We start from the raw sequence: 15,627 nt of genomic DNA on the forward strand, positions 1-15,627 counted from the left end.
CGCTATCATTGCTTGGTTTTCGCGTTGGCAATAGTCTTAATTCAATACTTGATATCGTAGGATTATATATCAAGTGGGCGATTTTCTTAACTCACTTATGTCAATGCTTGTTAACATAAGTATAGTTTTGTCTATAAAATATTCAGCTTAGGACTAGCTCCCTATTGCTTGTTAGCCGCACCGCTATATAGGGGATTTTTAGCTTTAACTCTTTCATTGATGTAGTCATAAGTCTGGCGGAAATTGGGAACAGCCCGCATTTCTAGGCGACTACCATTTCTGAGGGTTAATACCATATCTCCCCAAAAGCCAATGCCACGGGGAACTTTGACAATTTTCACAATCTCTGAATAAATGATATCCGTGCGATCGCCTCCTCTCCAACCTCCCGTTACGGAAATCCGGCGGTCAGTGATGCGGAAACGTAGCCATAATGCTCTGACAATGGCTCCCACAGTCAATGGTAGCCCGACGACAGTTAGTCCAATCAACACATTGAGGATTAAGTCCCCGATGTGGGGGCCTCCCTCATAATAAACTTCTTCACGAATGCCCATCAAACACCTCAGCTTTTACCAACAACTCTTTTAATTCTTGCAGAAATTGCTGGCTTACGCACTGAGATTCTGCTGCTGCTGGTTTGACAACAATGACTAGCCGCCAACCTGGAAACAATTTTGGCAATAGCTCATGCAGTGCAGCTGTAATCTGGCGTTTGATCCGATTACGAATTACTGCTTTTTTGCTGACTTTTGTGCTAATAGAAACGCCAAATTTTGTGCTCGATAGTGGCTGCTCACTGATTACAGTATCCAAGGAAGGCTTTTTCAACCCTGAAGGTTTTAAAGCTCTCAATGTGAAATGAGAACTGTGACGACGAATTCCTTCCCGGAAAACTGCTTGGAAATCTTTTCGAGATTTTAATCGATTTGCTTTGGGCAAAGCCACATCTGGTCTTCTTGAAATTTCCTAAACGCTCAGACGATGACGTCCCCTTTTTCTTCTGGATCGGATCACATTTCTTCCTGTTGGTGTCTGCATCCTAGCCCGAAAACCAGAAGTTCTTTTTCTTTTACGGCAAGTGCCGCCCAGGGTCCTCTTCATCCCGTTCTCCTCTTAGGCGATTTTTATAAAAAGTTACAATCCCTTACTATATCACTTCCAGAACTAAAAATGATATTTTTTTTAAATGTCCTCAACAATTAATCAGGCGGGTTGATCAAGACCATCGTTAATAATTAAGCAAATCTGTGATATCCTCCGTAGCCTAGGCATACCCGCCCTTAGTAAAAATGATTGCTTAAGAGATACTCAAAACCCAGGTTCCCACATAGCGCTCTAAGGGTAAATCCCCAGGAGAGAGAATCTGACAGTTAAAATAATACATACCACCAAAACTCGGTGTTTTGACATCTGACAGCACTAACTCAACTTCTCCTCCGGCTGCTACCGGCTTTTGGGGGAAAATTTCTATACGGCGAGCTTCTTTGTTCCATTTGACTTCATCTAGAGGAACTTTTTGACCTTTGACTTTGACCTCCACTTTGTTCGGGTCGAAACTTCCTTCGTAATAATCTGGGTAGCTAACCACAAACTTAGCTGCGGCTAAGTTCATTTTTTTGGCTGGTATTCGCAGTCTGAATCGCTCCCAGCTATTAGCCTGTCCGCCAAAGTCTAATCTAAAGGGAAGCTGATTTTCACTTTTAACGCCGCCAAATAGCGTCAGTCCCGGTATGCCTTGAGCTACAGTTATGACTGGAAACCCAGTCAACAAAGAGCTAGTGACGGCTAGAGCCGAAACAAGTCTCACAAGCAGTTGACGATCAGAACCGGGAAATTGTAAATTTTGCATAGTCTAGGCTTCCTCCACCAGAAAACAGGTTAGTGATATAAACTCAGTCTTGAGTCCTCTTAACTCAACTTTACTACTGACACCCTGGTAATTGACGTTAAATTGAAGCAAAAAGTGCCATCACTCTTGAAAGCCTGAGTTTTACTCAAAATATAGAAATCCGGTTTGGTTTCTGAATTGATTTGTCTAGGTAGGGAACAGGGAACAGGTAACAGGTAACAGGTAAGAAGAATTGCCATGTGTACTGAGTCTTGTTCAAAAATCAAATAGGAGTCCTATATATAGTTATAATTTAGACTAAGTAAAAATCAATTTTGTTGCTAAATATGTCTAAATACATCTAATTCCAAAGGTTTTGTGATAAAAACTGATCTATCTAATCAGCGCTTGCGCACCAGCGCAGTGCTGGGGGCATTGGCCAATCAAGGGATAGATTGAGGAAAATGAGCTTGATTCAAAGCAGCAATCATTAAAAAATAACGCTAAAAAAATATGTAAAGAAAGAATACTAAAATTTTGCAATGCCTAAAACAAACTAAAGAGAAAGATGCAAAATTAGTAATCAATTTAGGATTTGTAATATGTGAATCTATTTGTGACTATCGGCAAGTGTCAAATCTGCAAGGGGCGAAGTGAGGTTACAACACAGAAAAGCAAAAGTATTTAAGGGTTTATCTACCAGGAAAAGCCATCTCAGACAGTGACGCCCAAAAAAGAGGTATTTATCTCCAGGAGATTTCATGAAAATAGCAGTTGCTAAAGAAATTGAAGTTTGTGAACGACGTGTGGCATTAAATCCTGACACCGTTACCCGGTTAGTGAAACAAGGTTTGGAAGTATGGGTAGAAAAAGGTGCGGGAGAAGGCTCTTGTTTTACCGATTCTGCCTACGAAGCAGCAGGAGCAACAGTTATAACTGATCCAGCTAAATTATGGAGTGAAGCAGATATTGTACTCAAAGTTAGCCCACCAAAAGAGCGCGAAAATGGCGGCTCAGAAATAGAATTACTGCGACAGGGATCTGTGTTAATCAGTTTCCTTAATCCTTTGGGAAATCCCGCAGTAGTACAGGAACTAGCAAATCGGCACATTACAGCTTTGAGTATGGAGATGATCCCCCGTACGACCAGAGCGCAAAGTATGGATGCTTTGTCTTCCCAAGCTTCACTAGCAGGATATAAAGCAGTATTAATTGCCGCTGCTGCATTACCTAAATATTTCCCGATGCTGACCACAGCCGCCGGCACGATCGCCCCAGCTAAAGTATTTATTATGGGGGCTGGTGTAGCGGGATTGCAAGCGATCGCCACAGCCAGACGCTTAGGTGCGGTAGTAGAAGCCTTTGATATTCGTCCCGCAGTCAAAGAAGAAGTGCAAAGTCTGGGGGCGAAATTCGTCGAAGTCAAACTCGAAGAAGAAACAACTGCAGCGGGAGGATATGCCAAAGAAATTTCCGAAGCTAGTAAACAACGTACCCAGGAAGTTGTGGCGGAACACGTGAAAAATGCCGATGTCGTGATTACCACCGCCCAAGTACCCGGGAGAAAAGCACCAAGACTAGTAACAGAGGAAATGGTAGCACAAATGAAACCGGGTTCAGTAATTGTAGATATAGCAGCCGAACAAGGGGGTAACTGTGCTTGCACCCAAGCAGGTAAAGATATTCTCTGGAATGGCGTGACGATTATTGGCCCCATCAACTTACCCTCATCAATGCCAGTTCACGCTAGCCAGCTGTATTCTAAGAACTTAACATCCTTGCTGCAATTATTAATCAAAGATAAAACTCTACAAGTAGATTTTGCTGACGACATCATTGATGCGGCTTGCATTACCCACGCCGGGGAAATTCGCAATCAAAGAGTGCAGGATGCGCTAAAAGCTTTGAGTCCTCAAATCGGCACTTAACTAACCGCCCCTCAAAACCTATCTGTGTGCATCTGTGGTTACAAACAGGAGATTTCAGTTCATGACCGAAGCATTACTCGCTGCTTTATTTGTATTTGTTTTGGCATCCTTTATTGGCTTTGAAGTGATCAACAAAATCCCACCGACTTTACACACCCCCTTAATGTCAGGCTCCAATGCCATTTCTGGTATTGCTGTATTAGGGGCAATTGTAGCTGCTGGTGCTAAAGATACCAGTATATCAGTAATTCTCGGTTTAATTGCTGTGGTACTAGCGACAGTTAACGTTGTCGGTGGTTTTCTCGTCACAGATCGGATGTTGCAAATGTTCAAGAAAAAGGAAGTTAAGGCGTGAGCGATTTTCTACCAACTGGGATTCAGCTGACGTACCTGGTCGCTGCATCATTATTTATCCTGGGTTTAAAGAAACTGGGTTCCCCAGCTACAGCACGTAACGGTAACGTGATCTCGGCTGTGGGGATGCTGCTGGCCATTGTCGCCACACTCTTAGATCAGCAGGTACTCAACTATGAGATGATTTTAGTCGGCTTGGCTATTGGTGCCGGAATTGGTGCGATCGCCGCTTACAAAGTCCAAATGACGGAAATGCCCCAAATGGTGGGTTTACTTAATGGTTTAGGTGGTGCTGCTTCCGCACTCATCGCCGTTGCCGAGTTCTGGCGGTTAATTGGCAATGCCCAACCCATACCTCTAGATGTAAACATTTCCATTTTACTGGATGTCTTAATCGGTGGTGTCACCTTAACAGGTAGTTTTATCGCCTTCGCCAAATTGCAAGGTTTAATCAGTGGGTCACCGATTAAATTACCTTTCCAACAACCATTTAACCTCGCCCTACTGGCTGCCTACTTAGTAGGTAGTGTCTATTTAATCATCACCCCCGACAGCCTACCCATATTCTTCGCCGTGGTAGGAGTTTCTTTAGTATTGGGTGTTATGTTCGTCCTCCCCATTGGTGGGGGCGATATGCCTGTAGTCATTTCCCTATTAAACTCCCTATCTGGGATAGCAGCCGCAGCCGCAGGGTTTGTGGTCATGAACAATATGTTGATTATCGCTGGCGCACTGGTGGGCGCATCGGGTTTAATCCTCACCCAGATTATGTGTAAAGCGATGAATCGTTCATTATTTAACGTGCTGTTTGGTGCCTTTGGTGGGGAAGCGTCCGCTCCTAGTGGTGGCGGTGCTACAGGTACTACAACCAATCAAACAGTCCGCAGCATTGACCCCGAAGAAGGAGCAATGATGTTAGGTTATGCTCGTAACGTCGTCATTGTCCCTGGTTATGGTATGGCTGTAGCCCAAGCCCAGCACACTGTCAGGGAATTAGCAGATCAATTAGAACGCATGGGCGTTGATGTTAAGTATGCTATTCACCCCGTCGCCGGTCGAATGCCGGGGCATATGAATGTGTTACTCGCAGAAGCCAATGTGCCTTATACCCAGTTGTATGACATGGATGATATCAATCCCCAATTGGAAGGGGCGGATGTGGCTTTAGTAATTGGTGCCAATGATGTGGTCAATCCAGCAGCCCGCAGCGATACCAATAGCCCCATTTATGGTATGCCGATTTTGGAAGTAGATCGGGCAAAGCAGACAATTGTCATTAAGCGCGGCATGAGTACGGGTTTTGCCGGTGTAGATAATGAATTATTCTACAAAGAAAAAACTACCATGCTTTTTGGTAGCGCCAAAGATATGGTTTCTAAGTTGGTTTCCGAGGTAAAGCAGCTTTAAGGACTATTTTCAAGGGTCAGCTTGCCCTGGGAGGTATCATGTTCCTGGGGCAAGTTTTTTCTGCCAAGATTATTTCACAACAGATCAATCTAATATGCCTAATGATAGAAGCTAATCAAAATGTAAAATTTTGAAATTGAACTAAGTCTCGATGACCAAAAATGCCCGATAATCAATATTGTTGAATTTGTCTGCTGACACAGCACATTTCATCTGGGTGAGGTAAATCAATAGCTGGCAAAACTTCGCCGTCAGCGCTCAGTCGATAGCTTGTGTAGGCTAGCCATAAGCTGCCCGCAACACTACACTTTGATCAGAAAATATGCTGTCAACCCACTACATAACAAACTGCACAAGATGGATGGGTCAAATTTTATGGATCTAAGAAAAATTTAGATTTTGATTTTCAGAATTTGGTCTTTGAAAACAACAAAGATTAAATAATCAGGGTGTGTCATTACTCAGTATATTTATATGTTATCAAAACAAGAACGTCAAATAGATTTTGTAGGTAATATCCCTTTTATATCAATTCATATTGGTGGATTATTGATTTTTTGGGTAGGTTTTAGTTGGACTGCTTTAATTACTTGTTTATTATTATGGTTTGTGCGGATGTTTGGCATCACCGCCGGATACCACCGTTATTTTTCACACCGTACTTATCAAACAACCCGTTTTTTTCAGTTTATTCTGGCGGTTTTAGGTAATGCTTCGGCGCAGTTAGGCCCATTATGGTGGGCTGCACATCATCGTCATCACCACAACTATGCAGATACAGAACAAGATATTCATTCCCCCATTATTCATGGTGGCTGGTGGTCACATATTGGTTGGGTAGTCTCTCCTCAATATTCTCAGACTGATGAACGCAAGATCCGAGATTTTGCCAAATACCCAGAGTTACAGTATTTAAACCGTTTTCATATGCTGGTGCCTATCTTGCTAGCAATCGCCGTTACTGTTATCGGCATATTGTTTCAGATTTATCTTCCTGGCCTACAAACATCTGGTTTGCAGATGCTTATCTGGGGGTTCTGTTTAAGTACTGTCCTGGTTTATCACTCAACTTTTACAATTAATTCTCTCGCCCATATCGTTGGTTACCGTCGTTTTAATACCTCGGATAATAGTCGCAATAATCTGTTTTTAGCTTTAATTACTTTAGGTGAAGGTTGGCATAATAATCATCATTATTATCCCGCATCAGAACGTCAAGGTTTCTATTGGTGGGAAATAGATATTACTCATTACATTCTTACCCTATTATCATGGCTGGGAATTGTTTGGAATTTAAGAACTCCTCCTCAAACAATTTATGACCAGTCTCATAGTTAAGCTAAAAAGTAGTATTACCACCTTTTCGGATGTGATACTTGCGCCAACTCAAATAGGAGAAATACTCAAAAATGGTGTAGGAACATGATTAAATCACGTCCCTACAAATAATGAATTATCGTCGTTTGGGAGAAGTGCGTCGCAGTTCGCGTTTTTCCTCTTCTCGGCGACGGCGATCGCGCCAATCTGCTAAGGTCAGATAACCAACCCCACCAGTCACCGCTACCAGCAGCAGCAAGGCCAGTAAGGCCAAAATATTTAGGAATGGATTTTCCACGATTCCCCTATAGTCCGTTACGTCCCCACACTACCATCGCAATTGACCAAGTAAACACAACCAACAGCGATACCCAACCAAGTGTTAAAGTTGCCATAGTCTTACACTTTCTCAATAATTACAAAACGTCTCTAATCCCATAATAATGTCAAAGGGCTGCATAAACAAAAGCCAAGGAAACTTCAGATATGCAAACCATGGCCGAACGCCTAGAATCTCTCAAAGCTGGAATAATTTCGGCTATTTCCTTAAGTCTTGCCTTCCTAATTACCAGTCTGGTAAATACTATGGTGTTGGTACAGTATTTTCCCACACTGGCAAGTCTATATACAAATATTAATTTTCATTGGTGGCTGACTGGGGGAATCGCTGGTTTGTCTGGTTTCCTCTTTGGTGTTACCTACCGCTACATTATCCGCACAGATAACAACACTCAACTTAAATCCGGTGCTGTACTGGCTTTCGGTTTAGTGCGGGGCTTAACGCAGCTCAACTCTACCAATATTATACCTGATTTAGTCCAAGCCGGGGAAAGTATATTTTGGTTCGCCATGGGGGCGATCGCCCTTGATACAGCTATACAAATCCGCTGGGTTAAACCTTTCCCCTCCACAAATGATAGGGAGCAACTAAACTAAGATTCATACACAATTTCTGTTCCCTCTTCATAGCGATCGCCCCTTAGTACAGTCAACCGTCAACCGTCAACCGTCAACCGTCAACAGAAACTACTTAGATGCAAACACCCAATCAGATTAAAACCCCCTCTTTTATCCAAAAAATACAATGGGTAGCTGACCCTGTAGGGTATATGGAAACAGCAGCCCAACAATATCCTGATATTTTCACCGCCCAAGTAGTCGGTTTTGGCAACAACCTGGTATTTGTTAACCATCCCCAGGGCGTGCAAGAAATTTTAACCAATGACCGCAAGAAATTTGTTGCTGGTGGTAAAGAGAATAGAATTTTACAACCCTTACTAGGTGACTATTCGGTGATTATGCTCGAAGGCGATCGCCATCGTCAGCGACGAAAATTAGTCATGCCGTCTTTTCATGGCGATCGGATGCGAAACTATGGTGAAATCATCAGGGAAATTACCACCAAAGTCTGGAGCCAACTCCCCACAAACCAACCCTTCACCACCCGCACCGCCACCCAGAATATTTCCTTACAAGTAATCTTACAGACAGTTTTCGGTGTCTATGAAGGAGAACGCAGCCAACAACTGCTAAAAAATCTCTCATTAATGGCGGATATATTTCGCTCACCATTAACTTCTAGTTTTCTATTTTTCCCCTCTCTGCAAACAGATTTAGGACCCTGGAGTCCTTGGGGTAATTTTTTACGCAATAGACAAAAGGTAGACCGGTTAATTTACGCAGAAATTGCTGAACGCCGACAACATAAAGATGAAAATCGTATTGATATTCTTTCCTTGCTCATGTCAGCAAAAGATGAAGACGGTAACTCAATGACAGACCAAGAGTTACGCGACGAATTAATGACCCTGTTATTCGCCGGTTATGAAACCACAGCCACCGCCATGGCTTGGGGATTATATTGGATTCATAAACACCCCGAAATTAAAGAAAAACTGCTCCAAGAACTCCACACCCTGGGTGATACACCAGACCCCATGAGTATATTTCGGTTACCTTATCTCACCGCTGTGTGTAATGAAACCTTGCGGATTCATCCGGTAGCTATGTTGACATTTCCCAGAGTAGTCAAAGAACCTGTAGAACTCTTAGGATATTCTTTAGCACCGGGAACAGTATTAATGGGCTGTATGTATCTCATTCACCAACGGGAGGACTTATACCCGGAACCCAAGCAGTTTAAACCGGAAAGATTTCTGGAACGTCAATATTCCCCCTATGAATTTATGCCTTTTGGTGGCGGTGTCCGGCGCTGCTTAGGTGAAGCCTTAGCCGTGTTTGAAATGAAACTAGTATTAGCCACCATCTTATCCCGCTATGAACTCGCACTAGCTGATACCAAACCAGAAATACCCCAACGTCGGGGTGTAACTTTAGCCCCCGGTCGTGGGGTGAAGATGCTGATTAAAAGTCAAGCACCCCAACCATCCCCCCAATTAATTTAAAATAGGACTTTATCCATTGACAAAATAGCACAATAGTGTTATGTCGTCGCCTAATTGCTGCTTCAATGCACCAGTTAACTATTCCCGAAGTTCAATCAAAAAAGCTGAAATAGTGATTCTTTTGTTTTGACATCGTCAATCTAGCGAGTGCCGATTAACCTCGGTCGCTTGCTGTATAAGGGTTTTAGGTGTTTTGTTAGTATGCTAAAGTCCATTTCAGCCACTGCTTTTTCTGAACCTGGCTAACGCCACGCTATGGCTATCGGAAACAGCCCCTAGACTTCTTACGGGGTATGTGTTTAAAATAGAGCAGTCCCCACTCGCTGGGGACATTAATTGAATGGAAACTTGTACTGCAACAGATAAAGTCGTCATTAAACTCTAGTCCCCACTCGCTGGGGACATTAATCGAATGGAAACATACCGCCAAGAACGCCAAGAAAATTTAGAGTGGGCATAAGCCCTATGTATTACAAACAAATCTACTAAGAGGTACTTAATGTTAAAGTTTGAATATAACTCTATTAGAAATGCTCTCAGCCAAGCTTTAGAATCTTTGCCGGATTGGAGAAATCTAAACCCCTTTCAGAAAGGACAAGAAATTGATAAATCTTTTAAATCAATTTTGAAAGATTTAATGGAACAATTCAAAATGAAGCCCGGTGTTGATTATGTTGATGATTTAGGCGATACTGAACCAATTACAGATTTTGTTGCTTTGTCACAGAAAGCAGATGATTTACTGCAAGGATTATTAAATGGTCAAATAGTAGCTATTTCAGAACATAGTAGAATTAGTAAATTAGGTAATCAATTTACTGTTAAAGCTCATTTTCGTGATATTAGAAAATCAGCTTAAATAAAGTTATTCTATAATATTGTCTGATATTTCACAAAATGTAAACCAAACTATGATTGCAACAACTTGAGAGGTAACATCAATGTTTGCAGAAAAGCCCCAATATTTTGAACATGGGAAGTATATATACGAGTGTAAATCTTCTCCTAATGATTTAGATGGTCCTATCAATCAAGGTAGTCTCAAAAAATGGATAAATGATTTGAAGAAGGTCTTAAAGAGAAAACAACCAAGCGGCTTTCGTTATATATTTCCTGTTAATCGGTTAAACGAAGACAACAAAAGTATTTTAGAACAACTGAAAACAGATTTTTCTGATATAGATATACAATATTATGATTGTGACTCAGTTGATAGACTTGTAAAAAACTTGAAAAAAGTAAATAGCTTACCTGAGTTAATTAAGTATATTGAACAAGCTAGGAATTAAAATTTATGTCTGTGTCTCTTCATTTTGCAAAAGTTAAATATTTTAGTGAAGAATTTACTAAAGAGAGAGGACATGATGATATCTTGCAAGAGTTAAAGAAAATTTTAGTTTTAGAAAAAGAAAACACCGAAATTGATGACATACTGAATAATAAATTTACTGTACCTATAGATACTAAATCTCCTGATCTAATAATAAGCGCCAATATACCTGAAATAGAAAAATCTCTCGTGGGTGAATCACCAATTCTATTACACCCTGATTCACGATATTACTTTGTTAATGAAAATATATGGGAGACTATCAAAGAAGTTATTTTTAAACAATCTCAAGGAATACAAACAAAAGAGGATTTTTTCAACATAGCAGAAGACTATGTAAAACTGAAAGAATGTTTTGACATAAAAATGTTAGTTTTCGAGGCTTCTTAAATTTGTGTTACGGAAAAAAGATTCTAATTTAACTTCTTCCTGTATGAGCCGTAGTCGTGTTCAATGTCCGCCACTAAAACCTTCACAGGTGCGAAAAAGGCAATATCGCGATCGCTTGCAGGATAGGTAGAATAAGCATGGAATTTGGGAACCAGAATCTCATCTTGATCAAGTGCATCCAGTCCCCACTCCCTGGGGACATTAATCGAATGGAAACTAAACAATTAAAGTTGGGCTTTCTAATTTTTCCCGCATGTCCCCTCATAAACTACAATAAAAATACTCAAAGAAATGGCTGAAAATGGTCAAATCAACTTTGTACACAACAACAAAAGTCCTCCCAGGAAATAGAATTGAAATTCAATCTCCAAATCTGACTGTAGGACAAACTGTTGAAGTCGTTATTTTGGTTCAAGAAGTTAGTCCTGATTCGTCTACTACCGAAAATATCTCTCCATCTTTAAAAGAGCGTCTTGCTTTTCTGAAGTTACCAATAGCTGAACGTAGGAATATTCTCGAAAGTCAAGCCGACATAATGCTCTCTCACTATCAACAAGATCCTGAATGGCAGCAGTTAATGGCAGGTGATATCATTGACTATTAGCCCTGATATGCCAAAACGTGGAGAAATTTGGTTAGTCAACTTTGATCCCACTGTTGGTGCAGAAATCAAAAAAGTGCGCCCTGCTGTCGTTATCAGTTCAGATTCAGTAAGAAAACTTCCTATCAAGCTTATTGCTCCCATTACAGACTGGAAAACATATTTTTCACCAAATTTCTGGCACGTTAAAATTGAACCCAACAGTATAAATGGATTGAATAAAGCTTCTGCAATTGATACTCTCCAACTAAGGGGCATGGATTTACAAAGGTTTATTCGTAAATTAGGAAGCGTTTCTGAAATTACAATGCTAGAAATTATAGCTGCCATTGCTACTGTAATCGAATTTGAGGTCTAACAAATCACAAGATAATCATTTTGTACAGTGCGTAAGTCCTATAAAATTAGCAACATATAACATTTAGCAACATATAATATTCTTATGCACACCCTAGCCTCTCGTATGCAGGCGGTACAATCGCCAATCATTCCTGTGGTTGGGGAATTAATCCAAAATTCCCCAGGTACCATTTCTTTAGGACAAGGTGTAGTTTCCTACAACCCACCACCAGAAGCCATTCAGCTTTTACCCCAATTCTTAGCAAATTCAAATAATAATTTATACAAACCAGTTGAGGGAATCCCTGTATTATTGGCAGCGATCGCCCAAAAATTAGAAACTTTCAACCGCATTATTATTAACCAAAATAACTCAATTGTAGTCACTGCGGGCAGCAACATGGGGTTTATGAATGCCATCTTAGCCATTACTACCCCTGGTGACGAAATTATCCTGAATACACCTTACTATTTCAACCATGAAATGGCCATAACCATGGCCGGGTGTACTCCCGTATTAGTAGCAACAGATGAAAACTACCAACTACGTCCCCAAGCGATCGCCCAAGCAATTACCCCCAGAACCCGTGCTGTAGTCACAATTTCCCCCAATAATCCCACAGGAGTTATTTACCCAGCAGCCGCATTACAACAAGTAAATCAAATATGTGCAAATCATCGCATCTACCATATTAGCGATGAAGCCTACGAATATTTTACCTACAACGGCGTTAAACACATTTCCCCTGGTAGTTTCACAGCAGCGACAGATTACACCATTTCCCTGTATAGCCTATCCAAAACCTATGGGTTTGCAAGTTGGCGGATTGGTTATATGGTAATTCCCCAACACCTACTAGAGTCAGTCAAAAAGATTCAGGATACAATCTTAATTTGTCCCCCCGTAGTTTCCCAGTATGCCGCAGTAGGAGCATTACAATCAAGCTCAGAGTATTTACATAATCACATTGGAGCAATTGCCCAAATCAGAGAAATAGTCATAGATGCCCTCAAACCCCTAGCAGGTTTATGTAATATTACCCCTGCCCATGGTGCATTTTATTTCTTCCTCAAAGTTAATACCCAGATCAATAGCTTTGAATTAGTAAAAAGGTTAATTCAAGAACATCAAATCGCAGTAATTCCAGGTACAACTTTTGGCATGAAAGATGGATCTTATCTGCGGGTAGCTTATGGGGCGTTGCAAAAAGATACAGCTAAAGCAGGTATAGAAAGATTAGTAAAAGGCTTACACAGGATAGTCAGTAATACTTGACCCATCCTGCGCCTTATGTGTAATAAGTTTCTTTGTTTGTATCCTTGATAGTTCCTTGCTCAGAGCCTATTGGCGTTGAGACCCGCCAATTAATCTAAAGCAAATTCTACAAACTCTAGTTGTCCAGCTAACATATTTTTATCCACCGCCGACAAGGTTTTATTATGAGAACGGGGAGAATTTAAACAGCCACAAACTAACTGGGCGACATCTGCCCGGTGAATAGTGCCAACAATACGCGTATCTTCGGTTAAAATACCATTGCCTGTTGCCGGTTCCGATTTTAAGCCACCGGGGCGAATAATAGTGTAAGTCAGCCCACTAGCAATTAAATGTTGTTCGGCCTTGTCTTTTTCCACTAACACAGGTCCCAATGTTGCTAGAGCTTGGGGAGGTAAAGCACCAGCACTATTACCAGTACCAATGGATGAAATTAAAATAAACCTTTGTACCCCTGCTTTTACTGACGCATCAATGAGATTTTTATTACCCAGATAATCAGCCCTTTCACCCTCCGAAGGTAAACCGCCAATGGTACTAATTACCGTTTGGATAGGTTCATCACCGAGTATGGCAGCTTCTACATCACTGATATTTAAAGCATCTCCCATGACAGTTTTAACACCTATTGCTTCTAGTTCAGGAGTTTCGCTTCTTAGGAGTGCTTTCACCCGGAGATTTTGCGCCGTTAAATATTTAGCAATTTCTCGACCAACGCCACGACTTGCGCCGGCGAGAAAAATGTAAGATCCAGTGGTCATATTAAGGGATTATAAATTCACTTCCTCAGCTTACAATGTAGCGAACTCATTAAACGCCAAAGTTCACCAATCACAAGCACTATGGATGTGCCGACAACTACACGCACCCAATCCTTCGGTGTTCCCTGTTCCCTGTTCCCTAAGATAAAAATTACCTGTTGAAAACTTATCAAACATCCTCTTAGACAACCCTGTAAAGGCAGACTGACTTAATCCCAAGCATCTAGCATTAAACAAATTTCAGAATTGTAACATTTTCCTTGCTCAACTATGGTACTGCGATAAATTTTGTAAGCAGGATAGGTTCCGATACAATACTGTGATTTCTAGCCTCAGCTTGAGTTATTTTTCTAACTGGTTCCGCTGATTGCATATTTTTTCACCTTATCTAGTAGAAAGAAAATACCTTTTATGAACTTTTGTAAGACAAATTAAGCTGATGTTTACAGCTTTTTATACTTCCTAATAGCGTTATTCATCAAGATAATTTGTTCAGCATGAAATGACGGAGGTATCAAGCTGTGAATCCTATGTTCTAGTCCATCATGCATTACATCTGTGGGTAATTGAGAGTGATCTAATCCCAATGTATGACCAATTTCATGGGTAATAGTATTAGCAATCAAGTTAGATAATTGAGCCAAATTTAGACTTGCTTCATGGGAAACATCAAGTATTTTGTCTAAACGAACAAGAGCAATAGTAGTAACTTGCTGATGAGTAAAACTAGCAATTCCGAGATAGTCAACTAGTTGCTGGTCAGCTAATACATGGATATGGGTAAAATTATCCCCCCACTCTCTTTCATCAGGAGGTTCTGAGGTCAAAAACACATTGACACTCCTAAAAGCACTAAAGACCTTAGCAAGAGCATCTGTCATAACTGCTAGTATTGTGCTATTGTCCTCAATGTCAACAATCACTCTGGAAATATCAACCAAAATACAATGGCGAATATCGCGATTGTCTTTAGCTATTAACCATCCACAATAGGGACACACTAGCCAACTTGTTTGAACACGAGAACGACAACCTTGACAGCGAAGCTTTGCAGGTCTATCAAGGTTAATTCGTTCCCAAATCGGAACTTTCATCTCAGGATTTGTCTTCCTCAGATTTAGACGTTCATAAAGAGACATTTTACTTATAAAACGTGCTAAGGAGACCAGGGTTTTGAGTAGATTTTTGATTCCAATTTAGGTTCACATGAACCGTTAACTGGTTAGATACACCTGTCTTATTTAGGTCTATTTTGTGGGAATCACCACTTTTTTTTTAAGAGGTTGTTTGATAAGTCATGATTAGTGTATCAACTATTGTTTGACCCCACCCTAACCCTCCCCTTGTAAGGGGAGGGGACTGGATTTTATTGTTTTTTGTGTGTTCCCCAATCCTTCCCAATCCTTCCCAATCCTTCCCAATCCTTCCCAATCCCTGTTCCCTGTTCCCTGTTCCCTGTTCCCTAAGTTAAAAATTACCTGTTTAATACTTGACAAACATCCTCTAAGAGTAATAGCCATGATTGTATAATCCTAGATATTCAACAGTAAGAGTTTGTGAAATTATAGACAAATCTACAAAGTCACTTTACCAGGGGTAAACCTGATTGGAGTTACTCCTAACCCCTCTATCCCGTCTGCAAAAGCGTTCAGGACTGCTTTTCTTAATATGTTGTACGCCCCATTTAA

The 15,627-nt window shown here is 40.9% G+C and carries 21 protein-coding genes; 12 read left to right on the forward strand and 9 right to left on the reverse strand.

The genetic code is table 11. The features are described from left to right. Window positions 1–161 precede the first annotated feature (161 nt). The 4 genes from NWP21_RS05375 to NWP21_RS05390 form a co-directional block, all read right to left on the reverse strand. On the reverse strand, window positions 162–557 hold the full coding sequence (locus NWP21_RS05375; protein WP_280791899.1) for a PH domain-containing protein: 396 nt from the start codon (window positions 555–557) through the stop codon (window positions 162–164). Then, window positions 544–948: a ribonuclease P protein component gene (gene rnpA, locus NWP21_RS05380; RefSeq protein ID WP_271733438.1), complete on the reverse strand. Its 405-nt coding sequence runs from the start codon at window positions 946–948 to the stop codon at window positions 544–546. The genes NWP21_RS05375 and rnpA overlap by 14 nt, the downstream gene beginning before the upstream one ends. A gap of 21 nt (window positions 949–969) precedes the next feature. After that, on the reverse strand, window positions 970–1,104 hold the full coding sequence (gene rpmH / locus NWP21_RS05385; RefSeq protein ID WP_271733439.1) for a 50S ribosomal protein L34: 135 nt from the start codon (window positions 1,102–1,104) through the stop codon (window positions 970–972). Between the two features lie 196 nt (window positions 1,105–1,300). After that, window positions 1,301–1,852: a DUF2808 domain-containing protein gene (locus tag NWP21_RS05390; RefSeq protein WP_280791900.1), complete on the reverse strand. Its 552-nt coding sequence runs from the start codon at window positions 1,850–1,852 to the stop codon at window positions 1,301–1,303. 740 nt (window positions 1,853–2,592) lie between these two features. Between NWP21_RS05390 and NWP21_RS05395 the strand changes: the two genes are divergently transcribed. From NWP21_RS05395 to NWP21_RS05410, 4 genes are all read left to right on the forward strand, one after another. Beyond that, window positions 2,593–3,759, forward strand: coding sequence for a Re/Si-specific NAD(P)(+) transhydrogenase subunit alpha (locus tag NWP21_RS05395; protein ID WP_280791901.1), 1,167 nt, complete (start codon window positions 2,593–2,595; stop codon window positions 3,757–3,759). A gap of 61 nt (window positions 3,760–3,820) precedes the next feature. Continuing rightward, window positions 3,821–4,114: an NAD(P) transhydrogenase subunit alpha gene (locus NWP21_RS05400; protein ID WP_271733442.1), complete on the forward strand. Its 294-nt coding sequence runs from the start codon at window positions 3,821–3,823 to the stop codon at window positions 4,112–4,114. Continuing rightward, window positions 4,111–5,520 carry an NAD(P)(+) transhydrogenase (Re/Si-specific) subunit beta gene (locus NWP21_RS05405; RefSeq protein ID WP_271733444.1) on the forward strand — a complete coding sequence of 470 codons (1,410 nt, stop codon included), beginning with the start codon at window positions 4,111–4,113 and terminating at the stop codon, window positions 5,518–5,520. Before NWP21_RS05400 ends, NWP21_RS05405 begins: the two co-directional genes overlap by 4 nt. Window positions 5,521–5,994: 474 nt before the next feature. Continuing rightward, window positions 5,995–6,858: a fatty acid desaturase gene (locus NWP21_RS05410; protein WP_280791902.1), complete on the forward strand. Its 864-nt coding sequence runs from the start codon at window positions 5,995–5,997 to the stop codon at window positions 6,856–6,858. Between the two features lie 115 nt (window positions 6,859–6,973). Here NWP21_RS05410 and NWP21_RS05415 read toward each other — a convergent pair whose 3' ends face one another. Together NWP21_RS05415 and petN are read right to left on the reverse strand one after the other, a co-directional pair. Beyond that, complete coding sequence (locus tag NWP21_RS05415) at window positions 6,974–7,135, reverse strand: hypothetical protein (protein ID WP_271733447.1); 162 nt, start codon at window positions 7,133–7,135, stop codon at window positions 6,974–6,976. Between the two features lie 7 nt (window positions 7,136–7,142). Beyond that, window positions 7,143–7,232 (reverse strand): cytochrome b6-f complex subunit PetN, encoded by a 90-nt coding sequence (petN, locus tag NWP21_RS05420; protein ID WP_006195543.1) that lies wholly within the window; start codon window positions 7,230–7,232, stop codon window positions 7,143–7,145. A gap of 91 nt (window positions 7,233–7,323) precedes the next feature. On the opposite strand from petN, the gene NWP21_RS05425 reads away from it, so the two are divergent. The 5 genes from NWP21_RS05425 to NWP21_RS05445 all read left to right on the forward strand — a co-directional run bounded on the left by NWP21_RS05425 (window position 7,324) and on the right by NWP21_RS05445 (window position 10,962). Next, complete coding sequence (locus NWP21_RS05425) at window positions 7,324–7,773, forward strand: hypothetical protein (RefSeq protein WP_280791903.1); 450 nt, start codon at window positions 7,324–7,326, stop codon at window positions 7,771–7,773. 98 nt (window positions 7,774–7,871) lie between these two features. Beyond that, window positions 7,872–9,242, forward strand: a complete 1,371-nt coding sequence (locus tag NWP21_RS05430; RefSeq protein WP_280791904.1) for a cytochrome P450 — start codon at window positions 7,872–7,874, stop codon at window positions 9,240–9,242. Window positions 9,243–9,741: 499 nt separating this feature from the next. Beyond that, window positions 9,742–10,101: a hypothetical protein gene (locus NWP21_RS05435; RefSeq protein ID WP_280791905.1), complete on the forward strand. Its 360-nt coding sequence runs from the start codon at window positions 9,742–9,744 to the stop codon at window positions 10,099–10,101. Between the two features lie 82 nt (window positions 10,102–10,183). Further along, the gene (locus NWP21_RS05440) at window positions 10,184–10,531 is read left to right on the forward strand and encodes a hypothetical protein (protein WP_280791906.1); all 348 of its coding nucleotides are present in this window, start codon (window positions 10,184–10,186) and stop codon (window positions 10,529–10,531) included. Window positions 10,532–10,536: 5 nt separating this feature from the next. After that, complete coding sequence (locus NWP21_RS05445) at window positions 10,537–10,962, forward strand: hypothetical protein (RefSeq protein ID WP_280791907.1); 426 nt, start codon at window positions 10,537–10,539, stop codon at window positions 10,960–10,962. 23 nt (window positions 10,963–10,985) lie between these two features. Here the strand turns inward: NWP21_RS05445 and NWP21_RS05450 are convergent, their stop codons facing one another. Next, window positions 10,986–11,186, reverse strand: coding sequence for a hypothetical protein (locus NWP21_RS05450; RefSeq protein ID WP_280791911.1), 201 nt, complete (start codon window positions 11,184–11,186; stop codon window positions 10,986–10,988). 77 nt (window positions 11,187–11,263) lie between these two features. On the opposite strand from NWP21_RS05450, the gene NWP21_RS05455 reads away from it, so the two are divergent. From NWP21_RS05455 to NWP21_RS05465, 3 genes are all read left to right on the forward strand, one after another. Continuing rightward, entirely contained in the window at window positions 11,264–11,566 is a 303-nt protein-coding gene (locus NWP21_RS05455) for a hypothetical protein (RefSeq protein ID WP_280801669.1), read from the forward strand. Continuing rightward, window positions 11,547–11,921, forward strand: coding sequence for a type II toxin-antitoxin system PemK/MazF family toxin (locus NWP21_RS05460; RefSeq protein ID WP_280791909.1), 375 nt, complete (start codon window positions 11,547–11,549; stop codon window positions 11,919–11,921). The genes NWP21_RS05455 and NWP21_RS05460 overlap by 20 nt, the downstream gene beginning before the upstream one ends. An 84-nt stretch (window positions 11,922–12,005) precedes the next feature. Continuing rightward, a complete protein-coding gene (locus tag NWP21_RS05465) occupies window positions 12,006–13,178 on the forward strand; it encodes a pyridoxal phosphate-dependent aminotransferase (RefSeq protein ID WP_280791910.1) in 1,173 nt (390 codons plus the stop codon). Between the two features lie 89 nt (window positions 13,179–13,267). Here NWP21_RS05465 and NWP21_RS05470 read toward each other — a convergent pair whose 3' ends face one another. Together NWP21_RS05470 and NWP21_RS05475 are read right to left on the reverse strand one after the other, a co-directional pair. Continuing rightward, window positions 13,268–13,939, reverse strand: coding sequence for an SDR family oxidoreductase (locus NWP21_RS05470; protein ID WP_271734078.1), 672 nt, complete (start codon window positions 13,937–13,939; stop codon window positions 13,268–13,270). A 443-nt stretch (window positions 13,940–14,382) separates the two neighbouring features. Further along, window positions 14,383–15,033 carry a matrixin family metalloprotease gene (locus tag NWP21_RS05475; protein ID WP_271734080.1) on the reverse strand — a complete coding sequence of 217 codons (651 nt, stop codon included), beginning with the start codon at window positions 15,031–15,033 and terminating at the stop codon, window positions 14,383–14,385. Between the last annotated feature and the right edge of the window lie 594 nt (window positions 15,034–15,627).

It is taken from the genome of Anabaenopsis sp. FSS-46 (assembly GCF_029891665.1).
Lineage (GTDB): Bacteria > Cyanobacteriota > Cyanobacteriia > Cyanobacteriales > Nostocaceae > Anabaenopsis > Anabaenopsis arnoldii.

Excerpts from the sequence above, each read along its gene's own strand:
- NWP21_RS05390 (WP_280791900.1), bottom strand. The coding sequence starts at position 1,852 with ATGCAAAATTTACAATTTCCCGGTTCTGATCGTCAACTGCTTGTGAGA.
- NWP21_RS05445 (WP_280791907.1), top strand. The coding sequence starts at position 10,537 with ATGTCTGTGTCTCTTCATTTTGCAAAAGTTAAATATTTTAGTGAAGAA.
- NWP21_RS05375 (WP_280791899.1), bottom strand. The coding sequence starts at position 557 with ATGGGCATTCGTGAAGAAGTTTATTATGAGGGAGGCCCCCACATCGGG.
- NWP21_RS05470 (WP_271734078.1), bottom strand. The coding sequence starts at position 13,939 with ATGACCACTGGATCTTACATTTTTCTCGCCGGCGCAAGTCGTGGCGTT.
- NWP21_RS05395 (WP_280791901.1), top strand. The coding sequence starts at position 2,593 with ATGAAAATAGCAGTTGCTAAAGAAATTGAAGTTTGTGAACGACGTGTG.
- NWP21_RS05475 (WP_271734080.1), bottom strand. The coding sequence starts at position 15,033 with ATGAAAGTTCCGATTTGGGAACGAATTAACCTTGATAGACCTGCAAAG.
- NWP21_RS05440 (WP_280791906.1), top strand. The coding sequence starts at position 10,184 with ATGTTTGCAGAAAAGCCCCAATATTTTGAACATGGGAAGTATATATAC.
- NWP21_RS05430 (WP_280791904.1), top strand. The coding sequence starts at position 7,872 with ATGCAAACACCCAATCAGATTAAAACCCCCTCTTTTATCCAAAAAATA.
- NWP21_RS05465 (WP_280791910.1), top strand. The coding sequence starts at position 12,006 with ATGCACACCCTAGCCTCTCGTATGCAGGCGGTACAATCGCCAATCATT.
- NWP21_RS05400 (WP_271733442.1), top strand. The coding sequence starts at position 3,821 with ATGACCGAAGCATTACTCGCTGCTTTATTTGTATTTGTTTTGGCATCC.
- NWP21_RS05425 (WP_280791903.1), top strand. The coding sequence starts at position 7,324 with ATGCAAACCATGGCCGAACGCCTAGAATCTCTCAAAGCTGGAATAATT.
- NWP21_RS05410 (WP_280791902.1), top strand. The coding sequence starts at position 5,995 with ATGTTATCAAAACAAGAACGTCAAATAGATTTTGTAGGTAATATCCCT.
- NWP21_RS05455 (WP_280801669.1), top strand. The coding sequence starts at position 11,264 with ATGGTCAAATCAACTTTGTACACAACAACAAAAGTCCTCCCAGGAAAT.
- rpmH (WP_271733439.1), bottom strand. The coding sequence starts at position 1,104 with ATGAAGAGGACCCTGGGCGGCACTTGCCGTAAAAGAAAAAGAACTTCT.
- petN (WP_006195543.1), bottom strand. The coding sequence starts at position 7,232 with ATGGCAACTTTAACACTTGGTTGGGTATCGCTGTTGGTTGTGTTTACT.
- NWP21_RS05435 (WP_280791905.1), top strand. The coding sequence starts at position 9,742 with ATGTTAAAGTTTGAATATAACTCTATTAGAAATGCTCTCAGCCAAGCT.